The following is an 18,640-nucleotide window of genomic DNA, read 5'->3' as shown; positions in this document are numbered from 1 at the left end:
TCAACTGCCGAGTAGTTCCCGCATCCGGCCGATCTCAACGTTCTGTTCGACGGCGACCGAGTTCGCGAACTCCAGCAGGATCGGCTCCGCCCCGACCTTCAACAGGTCGATGGACATCTCGACGGCCCCGGCATGGTGATCGCTCATCATCTCCACAAAGAGTCGGTCGAACTCGGCCCCCCGAGACTCGGCGAGACGGCGCATCGCCTCCGGCGACTGCATGCCACGCATCGCGTCGTGGTCGTGCCCGGGAACCTCCACCGGTAGGTTGCGGGCCTTGAGCCAGGCCCGCAGCAGCTCGATCTCCGGCGCCTGACTGGCCCGGATCCGCTCAGCCAACGCCACCACCTGCGGATCAGCGGCCCGCCCCGGGACCAGCTCCGACATCTCCAGAGCCTGCTCATGATGCGGGATCATCATCTGGACGTACCAGGTATCCAGCGAGTTGTGCGCTCCAGTGGCGATTGCCCGCACCTCGTCGGCGGGGCGGACCCGAGCCGGCTCTCCGGGGCGGCCGGGCACGATGACCGGCGGGCCGGGATCGTCGCTACCCCCGGTTGCCATCGGCACGACGGATCGCGACCGGTCCTGGGCGACCCCCGACCACACCACCACGCCGAGCAACAGAGCCATCGTGGCGACAGCCGCCAACACCCACCTACCCCGCACGGTCATCCGACACCCCCTGGAGGTCAAGGTCACGAGGATCGTAGCCATCGACAACCGAGAGTATATGTGACGGGAGTCACCTCCCTTCGCTCAGCGAAGAGGCGACCGGCAGGCCCAGGGCTTCAACGCCGTCGGGATCAGCCAGCGGCAGACCGGGCGCGAACCAACGCTGATCAACCGCAATATCTATCGACACTCGCCATTACAGCGGTAGGGTGTGGCCAGTCGTCACACCTCGCGAAGGGCCCCGCCGATGAGCAGATCCTGCACGCCGCGGTCCCGCTGGCTCGGCACGCTGAGCCTGGCCGCGGCCGGCCTTCTCCTGACAAGTGTGGTCGCCGCAGCGCCCCACGACGCCAGGGCGGCCACCACCGAGTCCAGCGCCGTCACTACCACGGATATCCCCGGGGTTGACGAGATCCGCAGCAGCCCCAACCTGAAGCTGGTCGTCAACCTGCCAAAAGAGACACCGCTCGACGCGACGAACAGCGACCTCGCCTTCCAGGGCCGGTACGCCTTCGCCGGCAACTACAACGGCTTCGTCATCTACGACATCTCGCGTCCGGCCGCACCGACGGTCGTCTCCCGCGTGCTCTGCCCGGGCTCACAGAATGACATCTCCGTCCACGGTGACCTGCTCTTCCTCTCCACCGACTCGCCCCGCAGCGACGACTCGTGCGACAGCACCAGAGTGCCGTCGAGCGAGACCCAGTGGGAGGGCATCAAGATCTTCGACATCAGCGACAAGGCCAACCCCCGCTACCTGAAGAGCGTGCAGACCGCCTGTGGTTCGCACACCCACACGCTGGTGCCCGGCCGAAACAGGGCGACGATGTACATCTACGTCTCGTCGTACGGCCCGTCGGACACGTACGTCGGCTGCCCGCCCCCGCACGACTCGATCTCCATCGTGAAGGTGCCGGTACACCGACCCACCGAGGCGGCGGTCGTGGCCGTGCCGAACCTCTTCCCCGACGGCGGCTACGAGGGCGTGCCGGGGCAGAAGTCGGCGACCAGTGGTTGCCACGACATCACTGCCTACCCGTCGAAGAATCTGGCCGCCGGCGCCTGCATGGGTGACGGAATCCTGATGGACATCTCGGACCGGGAGGCACCCCGAGTCATCAATCGAGTCCGGGACACCGAAAACTTCGCCTTCTGGCACTCCGCGACGTTCAACAACGCCGGCACAAAGGTGATCTTCACGGATGAGCTGGGCGGTGGCGGCGCCCCCACCTGCAACGAGGTCATCGGCCCCAACCGGGGGGCCGACGCGGTCTACGACATCACCGGTCGCGGCGACGACCGCACCATGGTCTTCGGCAGCTATTTCAAGATCCCGCGGGAGAACACCAACACCGAGAACTGTGTGGCGCACAACGGCTCGCTGATCCCGGTATTCGGGCGGGACATCATGGTCCAGGCGTGGTACCAGGGTGGCATCTCGGTCTGGGACTTCACCAACTCAGCCAATCCCCGCGAGATCGCGTACTGGGAGCGGGGTCCGCTGGACGAGGAGAACCTCATCACCGGCGGCTCCTGGTCCGCGTACTGGTACAACGGCTACATCTACTCCAACGACATCGCCAAGGGCCTCGACGTTCTCCGGCTCACCGACTGGCGCACCTGGACAGCCAACTTCGTCCGCTACTCAGAGTTGAACGTACAGACCCAGACCGGTCGCTTCGGCCGGTAGCCGACGGGTACCCGCAGAGCCGATCACGACCTACGGCAACGGGGGGCGGCTTCCACTCGGAAGTCGACCCCCGTCCCCCTCTGGCCCGGCGGTAGGTCAGACCCGGGTCACTGGTTGCTGTAGCTCCGTCACCCCGGTCACGGGATCATCGGCACAGTACTCCACGTACAGCTCACGGGCGTAGCCCTCGGCCCGCCAACCGTTCTCCTCAATCCACTGAGCCAGCAGCTGTAGGGTTCCCGCGACCTCATCCATCGGCCCGCGGTGAATCACCGTGGCCGCTGCCGGCACCGCCGGCAGGTCAACGACCGCGAAGTCCCACGCCCGTTCCGGGCTGACCGCGACCTCGATGGCGGCGTGCACCACAACCTGCTCACCGTCCCCGGCCGGCTCGTAATAGGCCAGGCTCGGCCCGGTCGGTGCCGTCTGCGCCACGGCCAGCCGCCGGAACAACTCCGGGTAGAGCGGCTGGATCGCCGGACCGATGTCGCCGGGCTCGTAGCTGGCCGCCGTTGCTGTCAACTCCGCGACGCGGAGCGTCGGTAGCTCCTTGAGCACGACATCCTGTGTGGTCATCCGGCCCTCTCTTTCGATCGCCCGGAGCCTCGCCTCGATCCGGGTCAACCGCGCGGCATCCGCCGCAAGCTGCGCCTCCAGCTGGGCCCGACGCAGCCATCCTTAGCCGGGCGCCGACACGTCGTCCCCCCGGCTGCGCCGCGGCCCGACCAGTCGGCGCACGACCGGCGCCGCGTTCCACCTCGCCGCGCCGACGAGATCTCGGGCGTGCTCCAGCACCGTGTAGTCCGGGCGGGCTTGGCCAGCGGCGATGGCCCGGTCCAGGTCGTTGCCGCAGCTGGTCAGCACGCGGTCGAAGTCCCGGCGCACTGGCTCGGCCAAGTCGTAGCGGAAGGAACGGTGCAACCGGGCGAAGACCGGCTTGTAGAGCCGGGCCCGCTCGTGCAGACCGGAGGAGTACGACATCGGGTTCTTCGGTCGCTGCCGAATGTAGTCCGGCAGCAGATCGGCGAAGGCCTGCCGGACGATCCATTTCTCCTGCCCCGCGCGCAGCTTCAGCCCGATCGGCAGCCGCATCGCTAGCTCGACCACGCTCGGGTCGAGGAACGGCACCCGGGCCTCCACTCCGTACGCCATGCTGGTGCGATCGACGCGTTGCAGCTCCGTACGGCAGAGGTTGCTGATCTTGTGAAGAAATAGCCGGCGGGCGGCCTGCGGGCCGACCCGGTGGTACATCGGATATCCGCCGAACAACTCGTCCGAGCCGTCGCCAGTGAGCGCCACCTTGACGCCCAACTCGCGCAGCCGCCGGAAGAGCGGCACCGAGACCACGGCGTTGATGATGTCGCCGTACTCGGTGAGTTCCGAAATTCGGATCGCCTCCCGGATCTGGGCCAGGCGGATGTCCCGCGGCTGTAGCTCCACCACCTCGTGCGGGACTCCAAGGTCTTTCGCCAGCCGACGCGCGTAGCGCAGGTCGGGGCTCTCCGGCACACCGACGGTGACCGCGACGCAGTCCGAGTGCAGTTCGCGGGCGTGTAGCAGCGCGAGTGAACTGTCCAGGCCACCGGAGAGGACCACGCCGACGGTGAGATCGGTGTCCAGCCGCGCCCGGATGCTGTCGGTGAGGGCGGCCCGGACGAGCAGGGCGGCCTCGTCCGGGTCCTCCACCGCCGGCAACCCCGCACCGAGGGCGAGCAGGTTGACGTACGGACGCAGGCGGGCTGTGGCGTCGGCCTGCACCCAACCGTGGTGTCCGGGCGGTACCTCGGTGACCGGTGCGCCGAGGCCGACCAGGGCCTTGACCTCGCTCGCCACGTGCAGACAGCCCGGAGTCTGGGCCCAGTACAGTGGCTTCACGCCGAGCGGGTCACGCACCAGGTACGCACGTCCGTTGGCCCGTTCGACGATCACAAAGGCGTACTCACCGCGCAGCCGGGAGACGATCGCCTCACCCCAGTGCAAGTACCCGGCGAGTACCACCTCGGTGTCGCTCACCCCACGGAAGCGGTATCCCAACGCGGTCAGCTCCGCGCGCAGCTCGTGGTGGTTGAAGACCTCGCCGTTGTAGCAGAGCACCCACCGCTCGTCGGCGGAGACCCAGGGTTGCACCGCCCGTTTCCGGTCCACTACCGGCAGCCGGCGCACCCCGGTGAGCAGGCCATTTTCGGACCAGGTCTCGGTCACCTCACCTCGTGGCTCCAGGGTGGCGAGCATCCGTCGGAAGACGGCCGGATCGGCCGCCGGACCGAGGCTCACCGCGATCCCGCACATCCGTTCAGACCCCCAGCTCAGCTTCGTACACCCGACGTAGCCGACCGCGCGCCCCGGGTGCGAGGCACAGGTGCCAGGCCTGCCCCTCGTCAACCACGTTGACCTCGCCTGCCCGCTGCCGGGCGAGAAGCAGTTCGGCAAGGACCTCCCGAGCTCCGAAACGCTCGAACCAGGTCATTTCCACGTCTGCGGCCCAGCCGAGGCAGTGCCCGCTGGGCAGCATCGCGGCGTACCCGAGCCGTCGCAGCCGATGTTGGTGCTCCGCGCTGCGGACCAGGCTGGTCACCCAGAGCGGCGGGGTACCGGCGGGGGCATGGGCCGTGAACTCGCGGGCGACGTCATTGAGCAGGGCCACCATCTCCCGGCGGGTTCGACGGAACAGCAGCCCGGCTGTCTGAGGAGCGGCGCAAGGGCGAATTCGGCGCCGCAGCGCCCGCAACCCACGATCAAAGAGCGTGGCCGGCTGTCCCTGGTAGCGGAAGCGCAGCAAATCCCGGCGACGCAGCCACTCCAGGTCAACCAGGTCGGTGCTCTGGTTGACCTGCTCGTCGGTGCGGTAGTTGGTAGCGTCGCGCCACCACATAACATCGATGCGCGAAAGCAGGTAGATCCGAACCAGGGCGGTAAGGTCGGCTGCGGAACTGCGTTCGCTTGGCTGGTAGCGAGCCATCTCCAACAGCAGCGTCTCGCGCGCGCCGACCAGGCCCGATGGAGTGGCATCCAGCACCGCGGCGATGGCCGGCTCGCGCAGCCGCTGGTCGATCAGCACCTGCCGGGCTACGGTGCTGGCGACCCCGGCGAGCGCACCCACCTCGATCAGCAGGTCGGCGACGGCGGCTCGGTACGCGTCCAGGTCCGGCTCGCTAGCCGGAAGCCGCCGGGGCAGATCCGCCGCCGCACGCCGGGCCGAAGCAGCCGGGATGGACGGGCCGGGCGGCTGGCCCTGGCTTCGACTGGGCATACGCATCGTCGGCCCCCTCTCTCGTCACCACACCACGGGGAACGTCACTCTGCGTGAAATCGTAATCACGTTTTACGGGTAGTAGTTCGAATGTTCCTCCTATATCCCCGTTAAGAAGTCAAAGAGTGTCGTGGGTCGTGAACCATCATCATCTGGACAGCTAGCCAGGAACCCGGCGGCGCCGCGGCCACGCCACCTGAGTTAGCAACCCGCCGCCGTACGTGGTAGCACCGGCGCGCGGCCATGATGTGCCGGTCGGCGAAGCGGGCCCCGAGTCGTGATGAAAGGCTTGACGCATGAGTTCCGCACCCGTTAGGCCAGATCCAACCGCCGAACCGTCCACTGACGACGAGGCGATCGCCTTCGTCGACCTGGGCCTGCGCGACGAGCTCCTCGCCGCGCTCGCCGCGCTCGGCTACGAGGAGCCGACGCCGATCCAGCGGGAGGCCATCCCTCCCCTGCTCGCCGGACGGGATCTACTCGGCCAGGCCGCCACGGGCACCGGCAAGACGGCCGCGTTCGCCCTACCACTGCTGCAGCGGATGCCTCCCGACCGGGCGACCGCCGATCCGGTGGCACTGGTGCTGGTGCCCACCCGAGAGCTGGCGGTGCAGGTCTCGGAGGCGTTCCATCGATACGGCAAGGAACTCGGCGCCCGGGTGCTGCCGATCTACGGCGGCCAGCCGATCGGCCGGCAACTGCGGGCCCTGGACGCCGGGGTGGACATCGTGGTGGCCACCCCCGGCCGAGCGCTCGACCACATCGCTCGTGGCACCCTCCGCCTAGGTAACGTCGGCACCGTCGTGCTGGACGAGGCGGACGAAATGCTGGACATGGGCTTCGCCGAGGACATTGAGGCGATCCTGGAACACGCGCCAGAACAACGGCAGACCGTGCTGTTCTCGGCGACCATGCCGGCCCGGATCGACGGCATGGCCCGGGCCCACCTGACCGACCCGATCCGCATCCTCATCGCGCGGGAGAAGCCGGTAGCCGGCGAGGCACCCCGGGTACGGCAGAGCGCGTACCTGGTGGCCCGGGCGCACAAACCCGCCGCGCTGGGCCGGGTGCTGGACGTCGAGTCCCCCACCGCGGCGATCGTCTTCTGTCGCAGCCGGGAAGAGGTTGACCGGCTCACCGAGACGATGAACGGTCGCGGCTACCGGGCCGAGGCGCTGCATGGCGGGATGAGTCAGGAGCAGCGGGACCGGGTGATGGGTCGGCTGCGCGCTGGCACCGCCGACTTGCTGGTGGCCACCGACGTGGCGGCGCGGGGCCTGGATGTTGAGCAGCTCAGCCATGTCGTCAACTACGACGTTCCCTCGGCACCCGAGTCGTACGTGCACCGGATCGGCCGGGTGGGGCGAGCCGGCCGGGAGGGCGTGGCGATCACTCTCGCCGAGCCGCGGGCACACCGGATGCTCAAGACCATCGAACGGGTCACTGGCCAACGGATCACCATCGACAAGATCCCCACCGTGGCGGACCTGCGTAACCGTCGCCTGGAACTCACCCAGGCCGCGCTGCGAGAGAGCCTGTTGGAGGACGACCTGGAGCCGTTCCGGGTAATCGTCGAGTCGCTGAGCGACGAGTTCGACCTGATGGAGGTTGCTCTCGCCGCGGTACGCCTGGCCCACGAGGCCACCCTGCCGGGAGCGCTGGAGGAGGAAGAAGAGATCCCGCAGATCGCGGTTCGCTCAGCCCGCAGCGGCCGACCGGGGCACGAGGGCCGGGGTGAGCGCCGGCCGGGGCGGCCGCGGAGCGCCGGCACCACCCAGGTCTTCGTCGGGCTGGGTCGGCGGGCCGGGGTCCGACCGCAGGATCTGGTCGGCGCGATCACCGGCGAGACCGGCATGAACGGACGGGACATTGGCTCGATCGAAATCGCAGACCGCTTCTCGCTGGTCGAGGTGCCGGCGGGGCTGGCCGACGAGGTGATCTCCGGGCTGCGCGGCAGCACCATCAAGGGACGCCGGGCAACCGTTCGCCGCGACCGGGACACCGACGGGGGTGACCGCCGCCGGCAGCACCGTTGAGCGGGGCGGGGCCCTCGCCGACGTCCTGACATTAACGAGGGCACATTTTCTGGCCCTCGGTGATGGCGAAGGGCGCCTCGCTACCAGTGCTGCCAAACTCCGGGCGCACCTGCCGGCCAACGACGGTCGGCACTGGTGCGCCCGAGGCGTTTTCGGTTGCGGCCATGCCGATTGGGCACCAGATTTCGTCACACCCGAAATGAAGTCGACGCGTTTTGTTGCGAAAATGGCCAGGGATAGGTCAAACTTTGACCACACCCCGCCCCCACACAGGGAGTAATCGGCCATGGCAAGAAAAGTAATCACGGTTCTGACCGACGACCTCGACGGCGGAAAAGCCGATCGGACCGTCGAGTTCAGCCTGGACGGCGTGGCGTACACCATCGACGTGTCCGATGAGAATGCGGGCATCCTCCGGAAGACGCTGGATCCGTATCTGAGCGCCGGCCGCAGGATCGGCCGTGGCGGCGTGGACACGTCGCGGGCACTGCGACGGGGCACCAGCACCGGAATAGACCGGGAGCAGAACCGCGCGATCCGGGAATGGGCCGTGCAGAACGGCTACAAGATTTCTGAGCGCGGTCGCATCCCGGTGGAGGTCGTCGAGGCGTACAAGAAGCGCTGAGCGCCTGGGTACCCACCCGAGCGGGGCCGTGCCGATTCCGGCACGGCCCCGTCGTCTATTGCGCCGGCCAACGGCCCGCCGCCAGGTACGCGCCCCACACGCACCACCATGCCTGCGGGCGGTCGCCCGGCCGGGCGCAGCTCCACCCGGCACGGACACGGTTGCGCAATCGACCGCGAGGAACCGAAATCGCCGGACCACCGACGGGCGCCCGGTAGCTGAATTGATCCGGGCTTGCCGACATTCAACCGTGACCGAGGCTCGGGGTCACACCAGTCCGCCACCGGACTTAGCTGCAGTCGGTTCAGGCAAGTCAGTTAAGGGTCCCACGATGGGCACAGCAAGCCGACGGCCCGCATCGGCGATAGCGTGATCCCTGTTGATGAACGGCAGCGGCTTCACCCGTCCAACTCGATCGATGATGGGTGATATGCTCCAAATTCTGCACAAGCAGCAATCAGCCCCCGAGAGCAAAGATGTCGACTGCCGGATCGCTGTCCGGGCAACCGATCCCCGCCAGATCTCGGCCGAAATCCCTCCTTCGTCGCCGCCCTCCACATCGCCCCGGCGGGTTTACCAAGTCACTGCTGGACCACGCGGGCTAGCGGTTTTCGGAAGGCAGTGCGACTAGTCATCACGATGCGGTCGATAGCTCCGACGCCGGCCGCATCAGGAGCAACTGGCGACACGACACGGCAGAGCACCGCCAGTCCCGTCCCGAACGGTCGATACCGAGCCACCGACCAATGCTTCTGCTCTTCCTCGTCCTTGCTTCCGTAGTCGGCCTTCGTCCCATGATCTGGGTACGTGCGGGTCCCCTACAGCTCGGGCGGTCGACGATGAAGACCGCGCCCCAGGTCAGCGCCAGACGACCACCTCGTCCAGCGGCTTGCGGCAGATGTCCGGCACGGTCGCCCCCTCCGCCGGGTAGCCGACCGGAATAATCAGGTTCCCCCGCTCCTCAGCAGGCCGGTCCAACAACTCGTTGAGGAAGCGCATCGGACTCGGGGTATGGGTCAGGGTGGCGAGGCCGGCCTGGTGCAGCGCGGCGAGCAGTAGCCCGACCGCGATCCCCACCGACTCCTTGACGTAGTAGGGACGCGGACTCTGCGGGCCACGGTGCAGCTCGAAAACGACGATCACCGCTGGGGCGATCTCCAGGAACGGCTTACTCGCATCCGTTCCCAGCGGTGCCAGCGCCGACAGCCACTCCTGCGGCGCGCGCTGCTCGTAGAACACCCGCTCCTCGGCCTCAGCGGCGACACGCAGCCGCCGCTTGAGCTCCGGCTCGGTAACCACCACGAACCGCCACGGCTGCCGATTCGCGCCACTCGGCGCCGAGGCCGCCGCCCGAAGGGCATACTCGAGCACCCCCTCCGGGACCGGCTTCTCGCTGAAGTCCCGCACCGTACGGCGCTGGACCATCGCATCGGCGAACCCACGTACGCGAGCCAGCGCCGCCGCAGGCGGCACACCGTAGTCGGATAGCGGTCGGACGGCGGGCGGTTGCTCAGCACGGTTCGGCGACATCCGGCCATTGTCGGCCTCCCGTGTGGCCATGGCCACTCCCGCACCGGCATGATCGACGCAACGGGCCGACCGGAGGTGGAACGGATGCGGGTGGTATCACTGGTGCCGTCGCTGACCGAGGCGGTGGCGTTGACGCTGCCCGGGGCGCTGGTCGGCGCCACCGACTGGTGTACCCACCCGGTGGGGCTGGAGGTGCCCCGGGTCGGCGGCAGCAAGTACCCGGACCTGGACCGGGTACGCGCGCTCCGGCCGGATGTGGTCCTGCTCAACGTCGAGGAGAACCGGCGCGAGGACGCGGACGCCCTGGTGGCGGCGGGGGTGCCGGTCCGGGTCACCTACCCTCGTACCGTCGATGGGGCACTCACCGAGTTGGCCACGCTCCTCACCGAGTTGGGTTCGCCGGGTGAACCCGAGTGGTTGGTGGCCGCCCGCCGCGCCTGGGCGGAACTGCCCGAGGATGGACCGCCGCGGCAAGCCGTGGTGCCGGTTTGGCGGCGCCCGTGGGTGGCGCTGGGCCGGGACACCTTCGCCGGGGACGTACTCCGCCGGCTGGGGCTGACCAATCTGTACGCCGACCACGCCGAGCGGTATCCCCGGCCATCCCTGACCGAGCTCCGCAACCGGGCTCCTGCGCTGGTCGTACTGCCCGATGAGCCCTACCGTTTCACTGTGGATGATGGGCCGGACGCGTTCCCCGAACTACCGTGTGCCCTCGTCTCCGGTCGCCATCTGACGTGGTACGGCCCGTCCCTGGTGGAGGCGCCCGCCGTCCTGGCCGCCCAGCTGGCGGCACCGGTCACCCACCCGGCGGGACCCCAATAGGCCCAAGGTCCCGGCCGGCAGGGCCCGATTGACCCTGCCCGCCTGCATTGCCGCTGCGGTCGAATGGAAGAGCCACGGACAGTGCCATTCGAGCACAGGCAGGAAGGGGCGTGGAGACGATGACCGCAACAACCAAGCGGTACGCCACCGAGACAACCAGCAACCTGAACCAGGTCGAAACCGGGCAGGGGCGTACCGCCCGCTACGTACTGGCCGGCATCCGCCTGGCGCTGGGCTGGATCTTCCTCTGGGCTTTTCTCGACAAGCTGTTCGGGCTGGGGCGGGCCACCGAGACCGACAGCGCCTGGATCAACGGTGGCAGCCCGACGAACGGCTTCCTGAGCTTCGGTGCGACCGGCCCGTTCAAGGGCTTCTACAACAGCATCGCGGGCGCGGCCTGGGCCGACTGGTTGTTCATGATCGGACTGGCGGCCATCGGCACCGCCCTGCTGCTCGGGATCGGCATCCGGGTCGCCGCCGCGACCGGCGGACTTCTCATGGTCCTGATGTGGACGGCCGCCCTGCCCCCGGCGAACAACCCGTTCATGGACGACCACCTGATCTACGCCGCGGTGCTGGCGGTCATCGCCCTGCTCAACGTCGGTGACACCTGGGGCTTCGGTCGGGCCTGGGCCGGACTACCGATCGTACGGCGGATGCCCTGGCTCCGTTGACGATCTCAGTAGCCACGCTGGGCGGGCGTCACCACTGGTGATGCCCGCCCAGCGTGTTGCCCCACCCAGGAGTTCGGCCACCAGCGGCGATCCGGCAGGATCGGGCAGGTCAGGCAGGACGACAAAGGACAGGAGACGCTGGTGAACCAGGCAACGAAGCCCGAGGTGGGACCGATCGAGGGCGCGCCGCCGAGCGACCTCCTCGTCGAGGAGATCACCGTTGGCGAGGGAGCGGAGGCGCAGGCCGGGCAGGTCGCCCGCGTCCACTACGTCGGTGTCGCCCACTCCACGGGCCGTGAGTTCGACGCATCGTGGAACCGCGGTGAGCCGCTCGAGTTCCCCCTCGGCGGCGGGCGGGTCATCGCCGGCTGGGACCAGGGTGTGGTCGGCATGCGGGTCGGCGGCCGACGGCGACTGACCATTCCGCCGCACCTCGCCTACGGCGACCGCGGTGCCGGCGGGGTCATTCGGCCGGGCGAGACGCTGGTCTTCGTCGTTGACCTGGTTGGCCTCCGCTGACCGGGTCTAACCAACCAGGCCCGGGCGTTCCTCCAGCCCGCCGGAGGGAACGCCCGGGATCCACCCGTCATCTCAGCGCTGACGGTCAGCCACCGCTCACGGAGGGCTCCGGGACCGGGGAGCCGCTGCCCTCGGATGGCACCGGTGCGGGAGAGCCACCGGCCACCGCGCCCGGGTTCGGGGCGGCCGGACTCGGCTTCAGGCCGGCCGGCACCGGCAGGGCGCTGCCCTTGACGTACTCCTCCCAGCTCACGTTCCAGGCGGTCCAGCCGTTGCCCTCGTTCAACGTCACCTCGGTGCCCTTGATGGTCACCAGGTCGCCGACCTGGGTGACACCCATGAGCCAGTCGGCACTGGCGGCCGAGAGGTTGGTACAGCCGTGGGAGACGTTTTGGTACCCCTGAACTCCCTCCGACCAGGGCGCGCCGTGGAGAAACTCACCCCGCCAGGTCAGCCGCTGCGCATCCTCGACATCCACCACGTAGGGGTCCGCGGAGCCACGGGTGTCGAAGGTGGTGAACTCATGCTTCTCCATGATCACCATCTTGCCGCTGGAGGTTGGCGTGCTCGGCTTGCCGAGGCTCACCGGTAGCTCCCGCAGCAGCTTTCCGTCCTGAAACACCGACATCTGCTTGGTCTCGTTGTCGATCTCCAAGGCCACCTGGCGACCAATCTTCGAGGTAGCCCGCCGGTCGGCGTCGCCTACGTACTCCTCACCGATCGGCAGGCCTTCCAAGCCGGAGCGGAAACTGATCGTCGTACCCGGTCGCCAGAAGTCCGGCGCCCGGTAGTAAACCTGGCTGCCGTCGGACACCCAGGACCACACCCCCGGCTGGGACGGGTTGGTCCGCACAAACAATCGCCGCTGAACGGCGGCCCGGGCCTCCTCCGGAATCGGCGGATCGAATGCGACGGTCACCGGCATAGCGGTTCCGTACGTCCGGTCACCCGTGAAATACAACGTACTGGTAATTGCCGGTTTCGTGGACTTCGGCCTGGTAGTGAAGGTGGTCTTCTGGGTAGTAGTGGTTTTACCGGAGCTACCGGTAGCAGTAACCTCGGCCGTGTATGTCCGTTTCGACTTCAGCGGCGTACTCGGCACCCAGGTCGAGCCATCCTCCCGAGGCTCTCCCTTGACCTCAGCCCCCGTGTCATCGGTGACGCGGACCGCGGTGATCGTCCCGCCCTTGACCGCGGTGCCGACCTCGGCGCTGATCGGAACGTCCGTCGCTCGGTCAGTCGGCGTCACGGTCAGTTCCGGCGGAACCGGCCGGGCCTCCTCGCGTTTGCTGGCGGTGCACCCTCCGAGCGCTACCGATACGGCCGCAACAGTTACCGTGAGCAGCGTCATTCGCCGCCTGAATTTCATGTGCGCCCCCCGTTTGTCGCCTCCTCCGCCACATTCTCTCCGCCGCACTGCCCGGGGCATGCATTTTCGACAAATTCGGCGGCGTGATTATCTCCCACATTTTCTAGCTTTGCGCTATCTGTTCCGAGCCTGCCCGATCATGGGTCACCGCTCACATCCGAACCATCCGGGGCCGTTCGTCCGAAATTCACTCCAACGTGCGGCAGAGCCCGGAACGCGGGGCCGGGGGCAGGCCCCGCGTTCCGGTCAGAGGTTCGCGATCAGCACCGCTGGCCGCTCGACACAGTCCGCGACGTGCCGCAGGAAGCCACCGGCCACCCCGCCGTCGCAGACCCGATGATCGAAAGTGAGGCTAAGCTGCGTCACCTTGCGTACCGCAAGCTGCCCGTCCACCACCCACGGCTTGTCCACAATCCGCCCGACGCCGAGCAGCGCCGCCTCCGGATGGTTGATGATCGGAGTAGACCCGTCCACCCCGAACACGCCGTAGTTGTTCAGCGTAAACGTCCCGCCGGTGAGCCGGGTCGGTGGCAGCGTGCCAGCCCGCGCCGCCGCCGTGGTCTCGGCCAGCGCGACGGCCAGCCCGGCGGTGGTGAGTCGCTGCGCGTCGCGCAGCACCGGAACCACGAGCCCCCGGTCGGTCTGGGCAGCGATACCCAGGTGCACCCCGGCGGACTGGACGATCCGCTGCGCCCCACTGTCTACCCGGGCATTGAGCTGGGGGAACCTCCGCAGCCCAGAGAGGCAGATCCGAGCAAGCAGCGCCAGGATGCTCACCGGTTCGGCCGGGGTAGCCGCGTTGATCGCCGCGCGGGTCTCCAGCAGGGCGGTCGCATCGACATCCACCCAAATCGTCACCTCGGGAATCTCCCGCCGGCTGCGGGAGAGCTTGTCGGCGATGACCTTGCGGATGCCGACCAACGGCACGATCACGTCGTCGTCGGTGGGCACGGCGTTCTCGGCGGGCACGGCGACCGGAGCCGGGGTGGCGGCGGCCTCCACATCAGCCCGGCGAATCACCCCGCCGCGACCGGTGCCACGCAGGGCGGCCAGGTCGACGCCGCGCTCCTTCGCCAGCCGCCGCACGATCGGTGAGATGACTCGAACGCTCTCGCCGGCCGGACCGAGGCCGCCGCTCGGGGCAGCGCTGGTCAGCGCAGCGTCACTCGGGGCAGCGCTGGTCGGCACGGAGCCAATCGGGGCGGCCCGGGCAATCCGGCGGCGGCGAGCCGCTCCGCCGTGGCCGGTGCCATACCCGATCAAGACGTTCCCGGAGCCAGTGCGCTCCGGCTCGCGGTTGACCACGGGTCCACCGGAGGCACCAGGTGCGCTATCCGCCTCGACCGCGTCCAGCGACGCGATGGTGATCAAGGGTTGGCCGACCGGCCGCACCTCGCCCGCCGTACCGTGCAGGGCCACCACCCGTCCGGCGTACGGGCAGGGCACGTCCACGACCGCCTTGGCGGTTTCCACCTCCACGACAGCCTGGTCCACCGTCACCGTGTCGCCTACGGCGACCCGCCACTCGACGATCTCCGCCTCGCTCAGCCCTTCCCCGAGATCTGGCAGGAGGAAGACTCGCTCGTTCATCAGACCGTCACCCACCGCTCGTCGGGCTGGTCGTCCCACTGAAGGCGGGCCACCGTGTCGAGCACCCGATCCACCGACGGCAGGTGGGTGTGCTCCAGCATCGGCGCCGGGTACGGAATATCCAGCCCGGCAACCCGCAGCACCGGTGCGTGCAGGGAGTGGAAGCAACGCTCCTGCACCCGCGCAGCGATCTCCGCGCCGACCCCGGCGAAGCCCTGGGCCTCGTGGACCACCACGCACCGGCCCGTCTTCCGCACCGAGGCCGCGATGGTGCCGTCGTCGAACGGCACAATCGTCCGCACGTCAACGACTTCGACGTTCCAGCCCTCCTCCTGGGCCGCCTCGGCAGCTGCCAGGGCCACCGGCACCGCCGGCCCGTACGCGACCAGGGTGGCATCGGTGCCCGGACGACGCACGACGGCGCGGCCGAACGGCTCGGTCCGAGCTGGCAACTGCGTCTCGTCGCTGGCGAAGTAGAGCTTCTTCGGCTCCAGGAAAATGACCGGGTCCGGATCGTCAATCGCCGAACGCAGCAGCGAGTAGGCATCAGCCACGGTGGCCGGGGTGACGACCTTCAGCCCGGGGGTGTGTGCGTAGTACGCCTCGGAGGAGTCGCAGTGATGCTCCACCCCGCCGATGCCACCGGCGTACGGGATCCGGATGACGATGGGCGCGGTCAGCGCGCTCCGGGTACGGTTGCGCAGCTTCGCCACGTGCGAGGCGATCTGCTCGAAGGCTGGGTACCCAAACGCGTCGAACTGCATCTCCACCACCGGCCGCAGCCCGGACATGGCGAGGCCAACGGCGAAGCCGACGATGCCGGCCTCGGCGAGCGGAGTGTCGAAGCAGCGCTTGTCGCCGAAACGGGCTGCCAGCCCGTCAGTGATCCGGAAGACCCCGCCGAGTTGGCCGACATCCTCACCGAAGACGACCACCCGGTCGTCGTCGAGCATCGCGTCGGCGAGCGCGGTGTTGAGCGCCTTCGCCATGGTCATGCTTGCCATCACCCAGCTCCCTCCTGGTCGGCGGCCAGCTCGGCACGAACCTGCGCCCGCTGTTCGACCAGCTGCGGCGTTGGTTCGGCATAGACGTGGTCGAAGAGCGTCAACGGATCAACGTTCGGCTTGTCGTGCATCCGCTCGCGCAGGTCGGCCGCGTACTCCTCGGCCTGCGCGGCCACTCGCGCCACCGTGGTGTCGTCCAACGCCCCCCGGTCCCGCAGGTAGGTCTCCAGCCGAACGACCGGGTCCCGGTCCTGCCACCGCGCCACCTCATCGGCGTCCCGGTAACGGCCGGCGTCGTCGGCGTTGGTGTGCGGCTCCATCCGGTAGGTGTGCGCCTCCACCAGGAAGGGGCCGTGGCCGGCACGGGCGTGCGCCACGGCCCGGGTGAGCACCGCGAGGACGGCGACCGGGTCGTTGCCGTCGACCTGCTCGCTGCGCACGCCGTAGCCGACGCCCTTGTACGCGAGACTCGGTGCGGCGGTCTGCCGGGACAGCGGCACGCTGATCGCGTACTGGTTGTTCTGTACGAAGTAGACGACCGGCGCCTTGAAGACGGCGGCGAAGTTGACCCCCTCGTGGAAGTCGCCCTCACTGGTAGCGCCGTCGCCGAGGAAGGCCAGTGCCACCGTGTCCCGGCCCTGGTACGCCTCGCCGTAGGCGAGGCCGGCGGCGTGCACACACTGGGTGGCCAACGGGGTGCACTGCGGGGCGGTGCGCCGGACGGCCGGATCGTAGCCACAGTGCCAGTCCCCGCGGAGCAGCGTCAGCACCTCCACCGGGTCGATCCCCCGGGCGGTCAACGCCATCGACTCGCGATAGGTCGGGAACACCCAGTCGTCGTCGCGCAGCGCGAGGATCGCGCCGACCTGACACGCCTCCTGGCCCCGAGCCGACGGGTAGACGGCGAGTCGACCCTGTTTGGTCAGGGCGGTGGCCTGCAGGTCAAAGCGGCGGCCGAGCACCATCCGGCGGTACAGCTCGACCAGCACCTCAACCGGGGGCGCCGGGTAGTCGGGGTGCGCCGGTAGCGGGGTACCGGCGGGGTCGAGCAGCCGAATCTGCTCGCTGCTGGGCAGCAGTGGGCGGGCCGGGTCCGGCGGTGCGGCCGGCCGGGCCTTTCTGCGGACCGCCCGGGGTGTGGTCGTCACGGCGGATACCTCCTGGACATCTGGTTCGCCCATGCTCCTGCGGTCGGATGGTTGACTCAAGATCCGTCGTAAACGCAGGATGGTTGGTCGATGGGAGGTGCCGCGATGAGCCAAGAGTCCGGCCCAGGTGGGGCCTCGACGACCGGGGCGGGACGATCGGCCCGGCCGCTCGACCATGTGGACCGCCGTATCCTGGCCGAGTTGGTCCGCGACGGACGCACGTCGGTCCGGACGCTCGCCGCCCGCCTACACATTTCCCGAACCAACGCGTACGCCCGGGTGGAGCGGTTGTTGCGCGACGGTGTGGTCACCGGCTTTCAGGCCCGGGTGGCGCCGGAGGCCGCCGGATTGGGCACCTCGGCGTACATCGCGATCACCATCGAGCAGAACACCTGGCGTGACGTCTCCGCGGAGCTGGCCCAGGTGCGCTACCTGGAGCACGCCGCGCTGGTCGGCGGCGATCACGACGTACTCGCTCTGGTCCGGGCCCCGGACAACGCCACGCTGCGAGACGTGGTGCTGACCCGGGTGCAGAGCATCCCCGGAGTGCTCTCCACCCGCACCTGGCTGGTCTTTCACGAGTTCGACGGCGAGACATCACCCTGGGGCCCGGCCACGCCCCTTCCGCCTCCCGGGCCCAGGCGCCCGGGGCCCTGAACGCTCCGGCGGCGCCACCAGCTTCTCCCGGTCGGCCAACTCCAGCAACGGCTCCAACGAATACGCCCGCTCGTCCAGGCCCGCATGTGGGTCGCCGTGCTCGGCGAAGCGGGCCGGCATCGTGGTGACGTCGAAGTCCTCCGGCTGGACAGCATCCAGTTCGGTCCATGCCACCGGCGCGGAGACCAGCGCCGCCGGGGTGGGCCGAATCGAGTACGCCGAGGCCATCGTGTGGTCCCGGGCCATCTGGTTGTAGTCGACAAAGACCGGCCGATCCCGCTGCTCCCGCCACCACGTGGTGGTGACCAGGTCGGGCCGGCGGCGCTGGATCTCCCGGCCCAGCGCCAGCACCGCCCGGCGGCAGTCTCCGAAGCCCCACCGTGGCTCGATGGTGAGATAGACGTGCAGCCCTCGTCCCCCGGTGGTCTTCGGGAAACCAACCAGCCCGAGCTCATCGAGGAACGCGCGGACCTCGTGCGCCACCGGGACCACCTGGTCGAACCCGACCCCGGGTAGCGGATCCAAGTCGATACGTAACTGGTCTGGTCGCTCGACATCACGCCGGGACACCGGCCACGGGTGGAACCGGAGCGTGCCGAGGTTGACCGCCCAGGCCACCACGGCCAGCTCACTCGGCGCGAGCTCGTCCGCGCTCCGACCGCTCGGGAACGTCAGGTGCGCGGTGCGAACCCAGTCGGGGGCGCCCGCCGGCAGCCGCTTCTGGTAGAAGGCGTCACCGCGGTTGTCCGCCCGCGTCGCGATCTTGGCACCGGCGAAGACCCCACGCGGCCACCGCTCGAGCATCGTCGGCCGATCCCGCAGGGCGCGCAGGATGCCCTCGCCGACGGCCAGGAAGTAGCGCACCACATCGAGCTTGGTCAGCCCTAAGTCCGAAAAGTAGGGCTTGTCCGGGTTAGAGACGCGGACCAACCGCCGTCCCACCCGGATCTGCTCGGCCGGCGTCGCCACGCCCACACCGTAGCCGTGATCCGGGCGCGCGTCGGGTCGGACGCGCAGCACCCGCCGCACGGACCCGACTATCCGGGGCCGG

16 protein-coding genes and 1 pseudogene are annotated in these 18,640 nt (G+C 68.9%); 7 read left to right on the top strand and 10 right to left on the bottom strand.

Going from position 1 to position 18,640, the window contains the following annotated elements:
* The gene (locus tag B116_RS0121750; RefSeq protein ID WP_027661308.1) at positions 1 to 675 is read right to left on the bottom strand and encodes a DUF305 domain-containing protein; all 675 of its coding nucleotides are present in this window, start codon (positions 673 to 675) and stop codon (positions 1 to 3) included.
* Positions 676 to 922: 247 nt separating this feature from the next.
* On the opposite strand from B116_RS0121750, the gene B116_RS0121745 reads away from it, so the two are divergent.
* Positions 923 to 2,365 carry an LVIVD repeat-containing protein gene (locus B116_RS0121745; protein WP_026321940.1) on the top strand — a complete coding sequence of 481 codons (1,443 nt, stop codon included), beginning with the start codon at positions 923 to 925 and terminating at the stop codon, positions 2,363 to 2,365.
* A 96-nt stretch (positions 2,366 to 2,461) separates the two neighbouring features.
* Here the strand turns inward: B116_RS0121745 and B116_RS25705 are convergent.
* The 3 genes and pseudogenes from B116_RS25705 to B116_RS0121730 all read right to left on the bottom strand — a co-directional run.
* Positions 2,462 to 3,037: pseudogene (locus tag B116_RS25705) on the bottom strand (GyrI-like domain-containing protein); the annotation flags it as partial.
* A 6-nt stretch (positions 3,038 to 3,043) separates the two neighbouring features.
* Complete coding sequence (locus tag B116_RS0121735) at positions 3,044 to 4,654, bottom strand: asparagine synthetase B family protein (RefSeq protein ID WP_027661307.1); 1,611 nt, start codon at positions 4,652 to 4,654, stop codon at positions 3,044 to 3,046.
* 4 nt (positions 4,655 to 4,658) lie between these two features.
* The gene (locus B116_RS0121730) at positions 4,659 to 5,621 is read right to left on the bottom strand and encodes a DUF5715 family protein (RefSeq protein ID WP_027661306.1); all 963 of its coding nucleotides are present in this window, start codon (positions 5,619 to 5,621) and stop codon (positions 4,659 to 4,661) included.
* 290 nt (positions 5,622 to 5,911) lie between these two features.
* Between B116_RS0121730 and B116_RS0121725 the strand changes: the two genes are divergently transcribed.
* Complete coding sequence (locus B116_RS0121725) at positions 5,912 to 7,651, top strand: DEAD/DEAH box helicase (protein WP_018723434.1); 1,740 nt, start codon at positions 5,912 to 5,914, stop codon at positions 7,649 to 7,651.
* A 286-nt stretch (positions 7,652 to 7,937) separates the two neighbouring features.
* Complete coding sequence (locus tag B116_RS0121720) at positions 7,938 to 8,276, top strand: histone-like nucleoid-structuring protein Lsr2 (RefSeq protein ID WP_011905986.1); 339 nt, start codon at positions 7,938 to 7,940, stop codon at positions 8,274 to 8,276.
* Between the two features lie 858 nt (positions 8,277 to 9,134).
* Here B116_RS0121720 and B116_RS0121715 read toward each other — a convergent pair.
* Positions 9,135 to 9,842, bottom strand: a complete 708-nt coding sequence (locus B116_RS0121715) for a nitroreductase family protein (protein WP_027661305.1) — start codon at positions 9,840 to 9,842, stop codon at positions 9,135 to 9,137.
* Between the two features lie 48 nt (positions 9,843 to 9,890).
* On the opposite strand from B116_RS0121715, the gene B116_RS0121710 reads away from it, so the two are divergent.
* The 3 genes from B116_RS0121710 (at position 9,891) to B116_RS0121700 (ending at position 11,821) form a co-directional block, all read left to right on the top strand.
* Positions 9,891 to 10,628 carry a helical backbone metal receptor gene (locus B116_RS0121710; RefSeq protein WP_027661304.1) on the top strand — a complete coding sequence of 246 codons (738 nt, stop codon included), beginning with the start codon at positions 9,891 to 9,893 and terminating at the stop codon, positions 10,626 to 10,628.
* A gap of 110 nt (positions 10,629 to 10,738) precedes the next feature.
* Positions 10,739 to 11,302, top strand: a complete 564-nt coding sequence (locus B116_RS0121705) for a DoxX family membrane protein (protein ID WP_027661303.1) — start codon at positions 10,739 to 10,741, stop codon at positions 11,300 to 11,302.
* Positions 11,303 to 11,443: 141 nt separating this feature from the next.
* A complete protein-coding gene (locus B116_RS0121700) occupies positions 11,444 to 11,821 on the top strand; it encodes an FKBP-type peptidyl-prolyl cis-trans isomerase (RefSeq protein WP_018723430.1) in 378 nt (125 codons plus the stop codon).
* Between the two features lie 85 nt (positions 11,822 to 11,906).
* On the opposite strand, the gene B116_RS0121695 is transcribed toward B116_RS0121700, so the two are convergent.
* The 4 genes from B116_RS0121695 to pdhA all read right to left on the bottom strand — a co-directional run bounded on the left by B116_RS0121695 (position 11,907) and on the right by pdhA (position 16,965).
* Positions 11,907 to 13,172, bottom strand: a complete 1,266-nt coding sequence (locus B116_RS0121695; RefSeq protein ID WP_027661302.1) for a L,D-transpeptidase — start codon at positions 13,170 to 13,172, stop codon at positions 11,907 to 11,909.
* A gap of 264 nt (positions 13,173 to 13,436) precedes the next feature.
* Entirely contained in the window at positions 13,437 to 14,780 is a 1,344-nt protein-coding gene (locus B116_RS0121690; protein ID WP_223874648.1) for a dihydrolipoamide acetyltransferase family protein, read from the bottom strand.
* Positions 14,780 to 15,784, bottom strand: a complete 1,005-nt coding sequence (locus B116_RS0121685; protein WP_026321936.1) for an alpha-ketoacid dehydrogenase subunit beta — start codon at positions 15,782 to 15,784, stop codon at positions 14,780 to 14,782. The genes B116_RS0121690 and B116_RS0121685 overlap by 1 nt, the downstream gene beginning before the upstream one ends.
* Positions 15,784 to 16,965 carry a pyruvate dehydrogenase (acetyl-transferring) E1 component subunit alpha gene (gene pdhA / locus B116_RS0121680; protein WP_027661300.1) on the bottom strand — a complete coding sequence of 394 codons (1,182 nt, stop codon included), beginning with the start codon at positions 16,963 to 16,965 and terminating at the stop codon, positions 15,784 to 15,786. The genes B116_RS0121685 and pdhA overlap by 1 nt, the downstream gene beginning before the upstream one ends.
* 72 nt (positions 16,966 to 17,037) lie before the next feature.
* On the opposite strand from pdhA, the gene B116_RS0121675 reads away from it, so the two are divergent.
* Positions 17,038 to 17,589: an Lrp/AsnC family transcriptional regulator gene (locus B116_RS0121675; RefSeq protein WP_018723425.1), complete on the top strand. Its 552-nt coding sequence runs from the start codon at positions 17,038 to 17,040 to the stop codon at positions 17,587 to 17,589.
* Here B116_RS0121675 and B116_RS0121670 read toward each other — a convergent pair.
* Complete coding sequence (locus B116_RS0121670; RefSeq protein WP_033667801.1) at positions 17,530 to 18,558, bottom strand: DNA polymerase domain-containing protein; 1,029 nt, start codon at positions 18,556 to 18,558, stop codon at positions 17,530 to 17,532. The genes B116_RS0121675 and B116_RS0121670 overlap by 60 nt on opposite strands.
* Positions 18,559 to 18,640 lie beyond the last annotated feature (82 nt).

The organism is Salinispora fenicalii (genome assembly GCF_000514815.1).
Taxonomy (GTDB): Bacteria; Actinomycetota; Actinomycetes; order Mycobacteriales; family Micromonosporaceae; genus Micromonospora; species Micromonospora fenicalii.
This window is presented reverse-complemented; position numbering and strand designations above follow the sequence as displayed.

Bases quoted from the DNA above. Each gene is read 5' to 3' on its own strand.
- B116_RS0121720 (WP_011905986.1), top strand. From the start codon at position 7,938: ATGGCAAGAAAAGTAATCACGGTTCTGACCGACGACCTCGACGGCGGA.
- B116_RS0121745 (WP_026321940.1), top strand. From the start codon at position 923: ATGAGCAGATCCTGCACGCCGCGGTCCCGCTGGCTCGGCACGCTGAGC.
- B116_RS0121710 (WP_027661304.1), top strand. From the start codon at position 9,891: ATGCGGGTGGTATCACTGGTGCCGTCGCTGACCGAGGCGGTGGCGTTG.
- B116_RS0121735 (WP_027661307.1), bottom strand. From the start codon at position 4,654: ATGTGCGGGATCGCGGTGAGCCTCGGTCCGGCGGCCGATCCGGCCGTC.
- B116_RS0121730 (WP_027661306.1), bottom strand. From the start codon at position 5,621: ATGCGTATGCCCAGTCGAAGCCAGGGCCAGCCGCCCGGCCCGTCCATC.
- B116_RS0121685 (WP_026321936.1), bottom strand. From the start codon at position 15,784: ATGGCAAGCATGACCATGGCGAAGGCGCTCAACACCGCGCTCGCCGAC.
- B116_RS0121675 (WP_018723425.1), top strand. From the start codon at position 17,038: ATGAGCCAAGAGTCCGGCCCAGGTGGGGCCTCGACGACCGGGGCGGGA.
- B116_RS0121690 (WP_223874648.1), bottom strand. From the start codon at position 14,780: ATGAACGAGCGAGTCTTCCTCCTGCCAGATCTCGGGGAAGGGCTGAGC.
- pdhA (WP_027661300.1), bottom strand. From the start codon at position 16,965: ATGGGCGAACCAGATGTCCAGGAGGTATCCGCCGTGACGACCACACCC.
- B116_RS0121750 (WP_027661308.1), bottom strand. From the start codon at position 675: ATGACCGTGCGGGGTAGGTGGGTGTTGGCGGCTGTCGCCACGATGGCT.
- B116_RS0121725 (WP_018723434.1), top strand. From the start codon at position 5,912: ATGAGTTCCGCACCCGTTAGGCCAGATCCAACCGCCGAACCGTCCACT.
- B116_RS0121695 (WP_027661302.1), bottom strand. From the start codon at position 13,172: ATGACGCTGCTCACGGTAACTGTTGCGGCCGTATCGGTAGCGCTCGGA.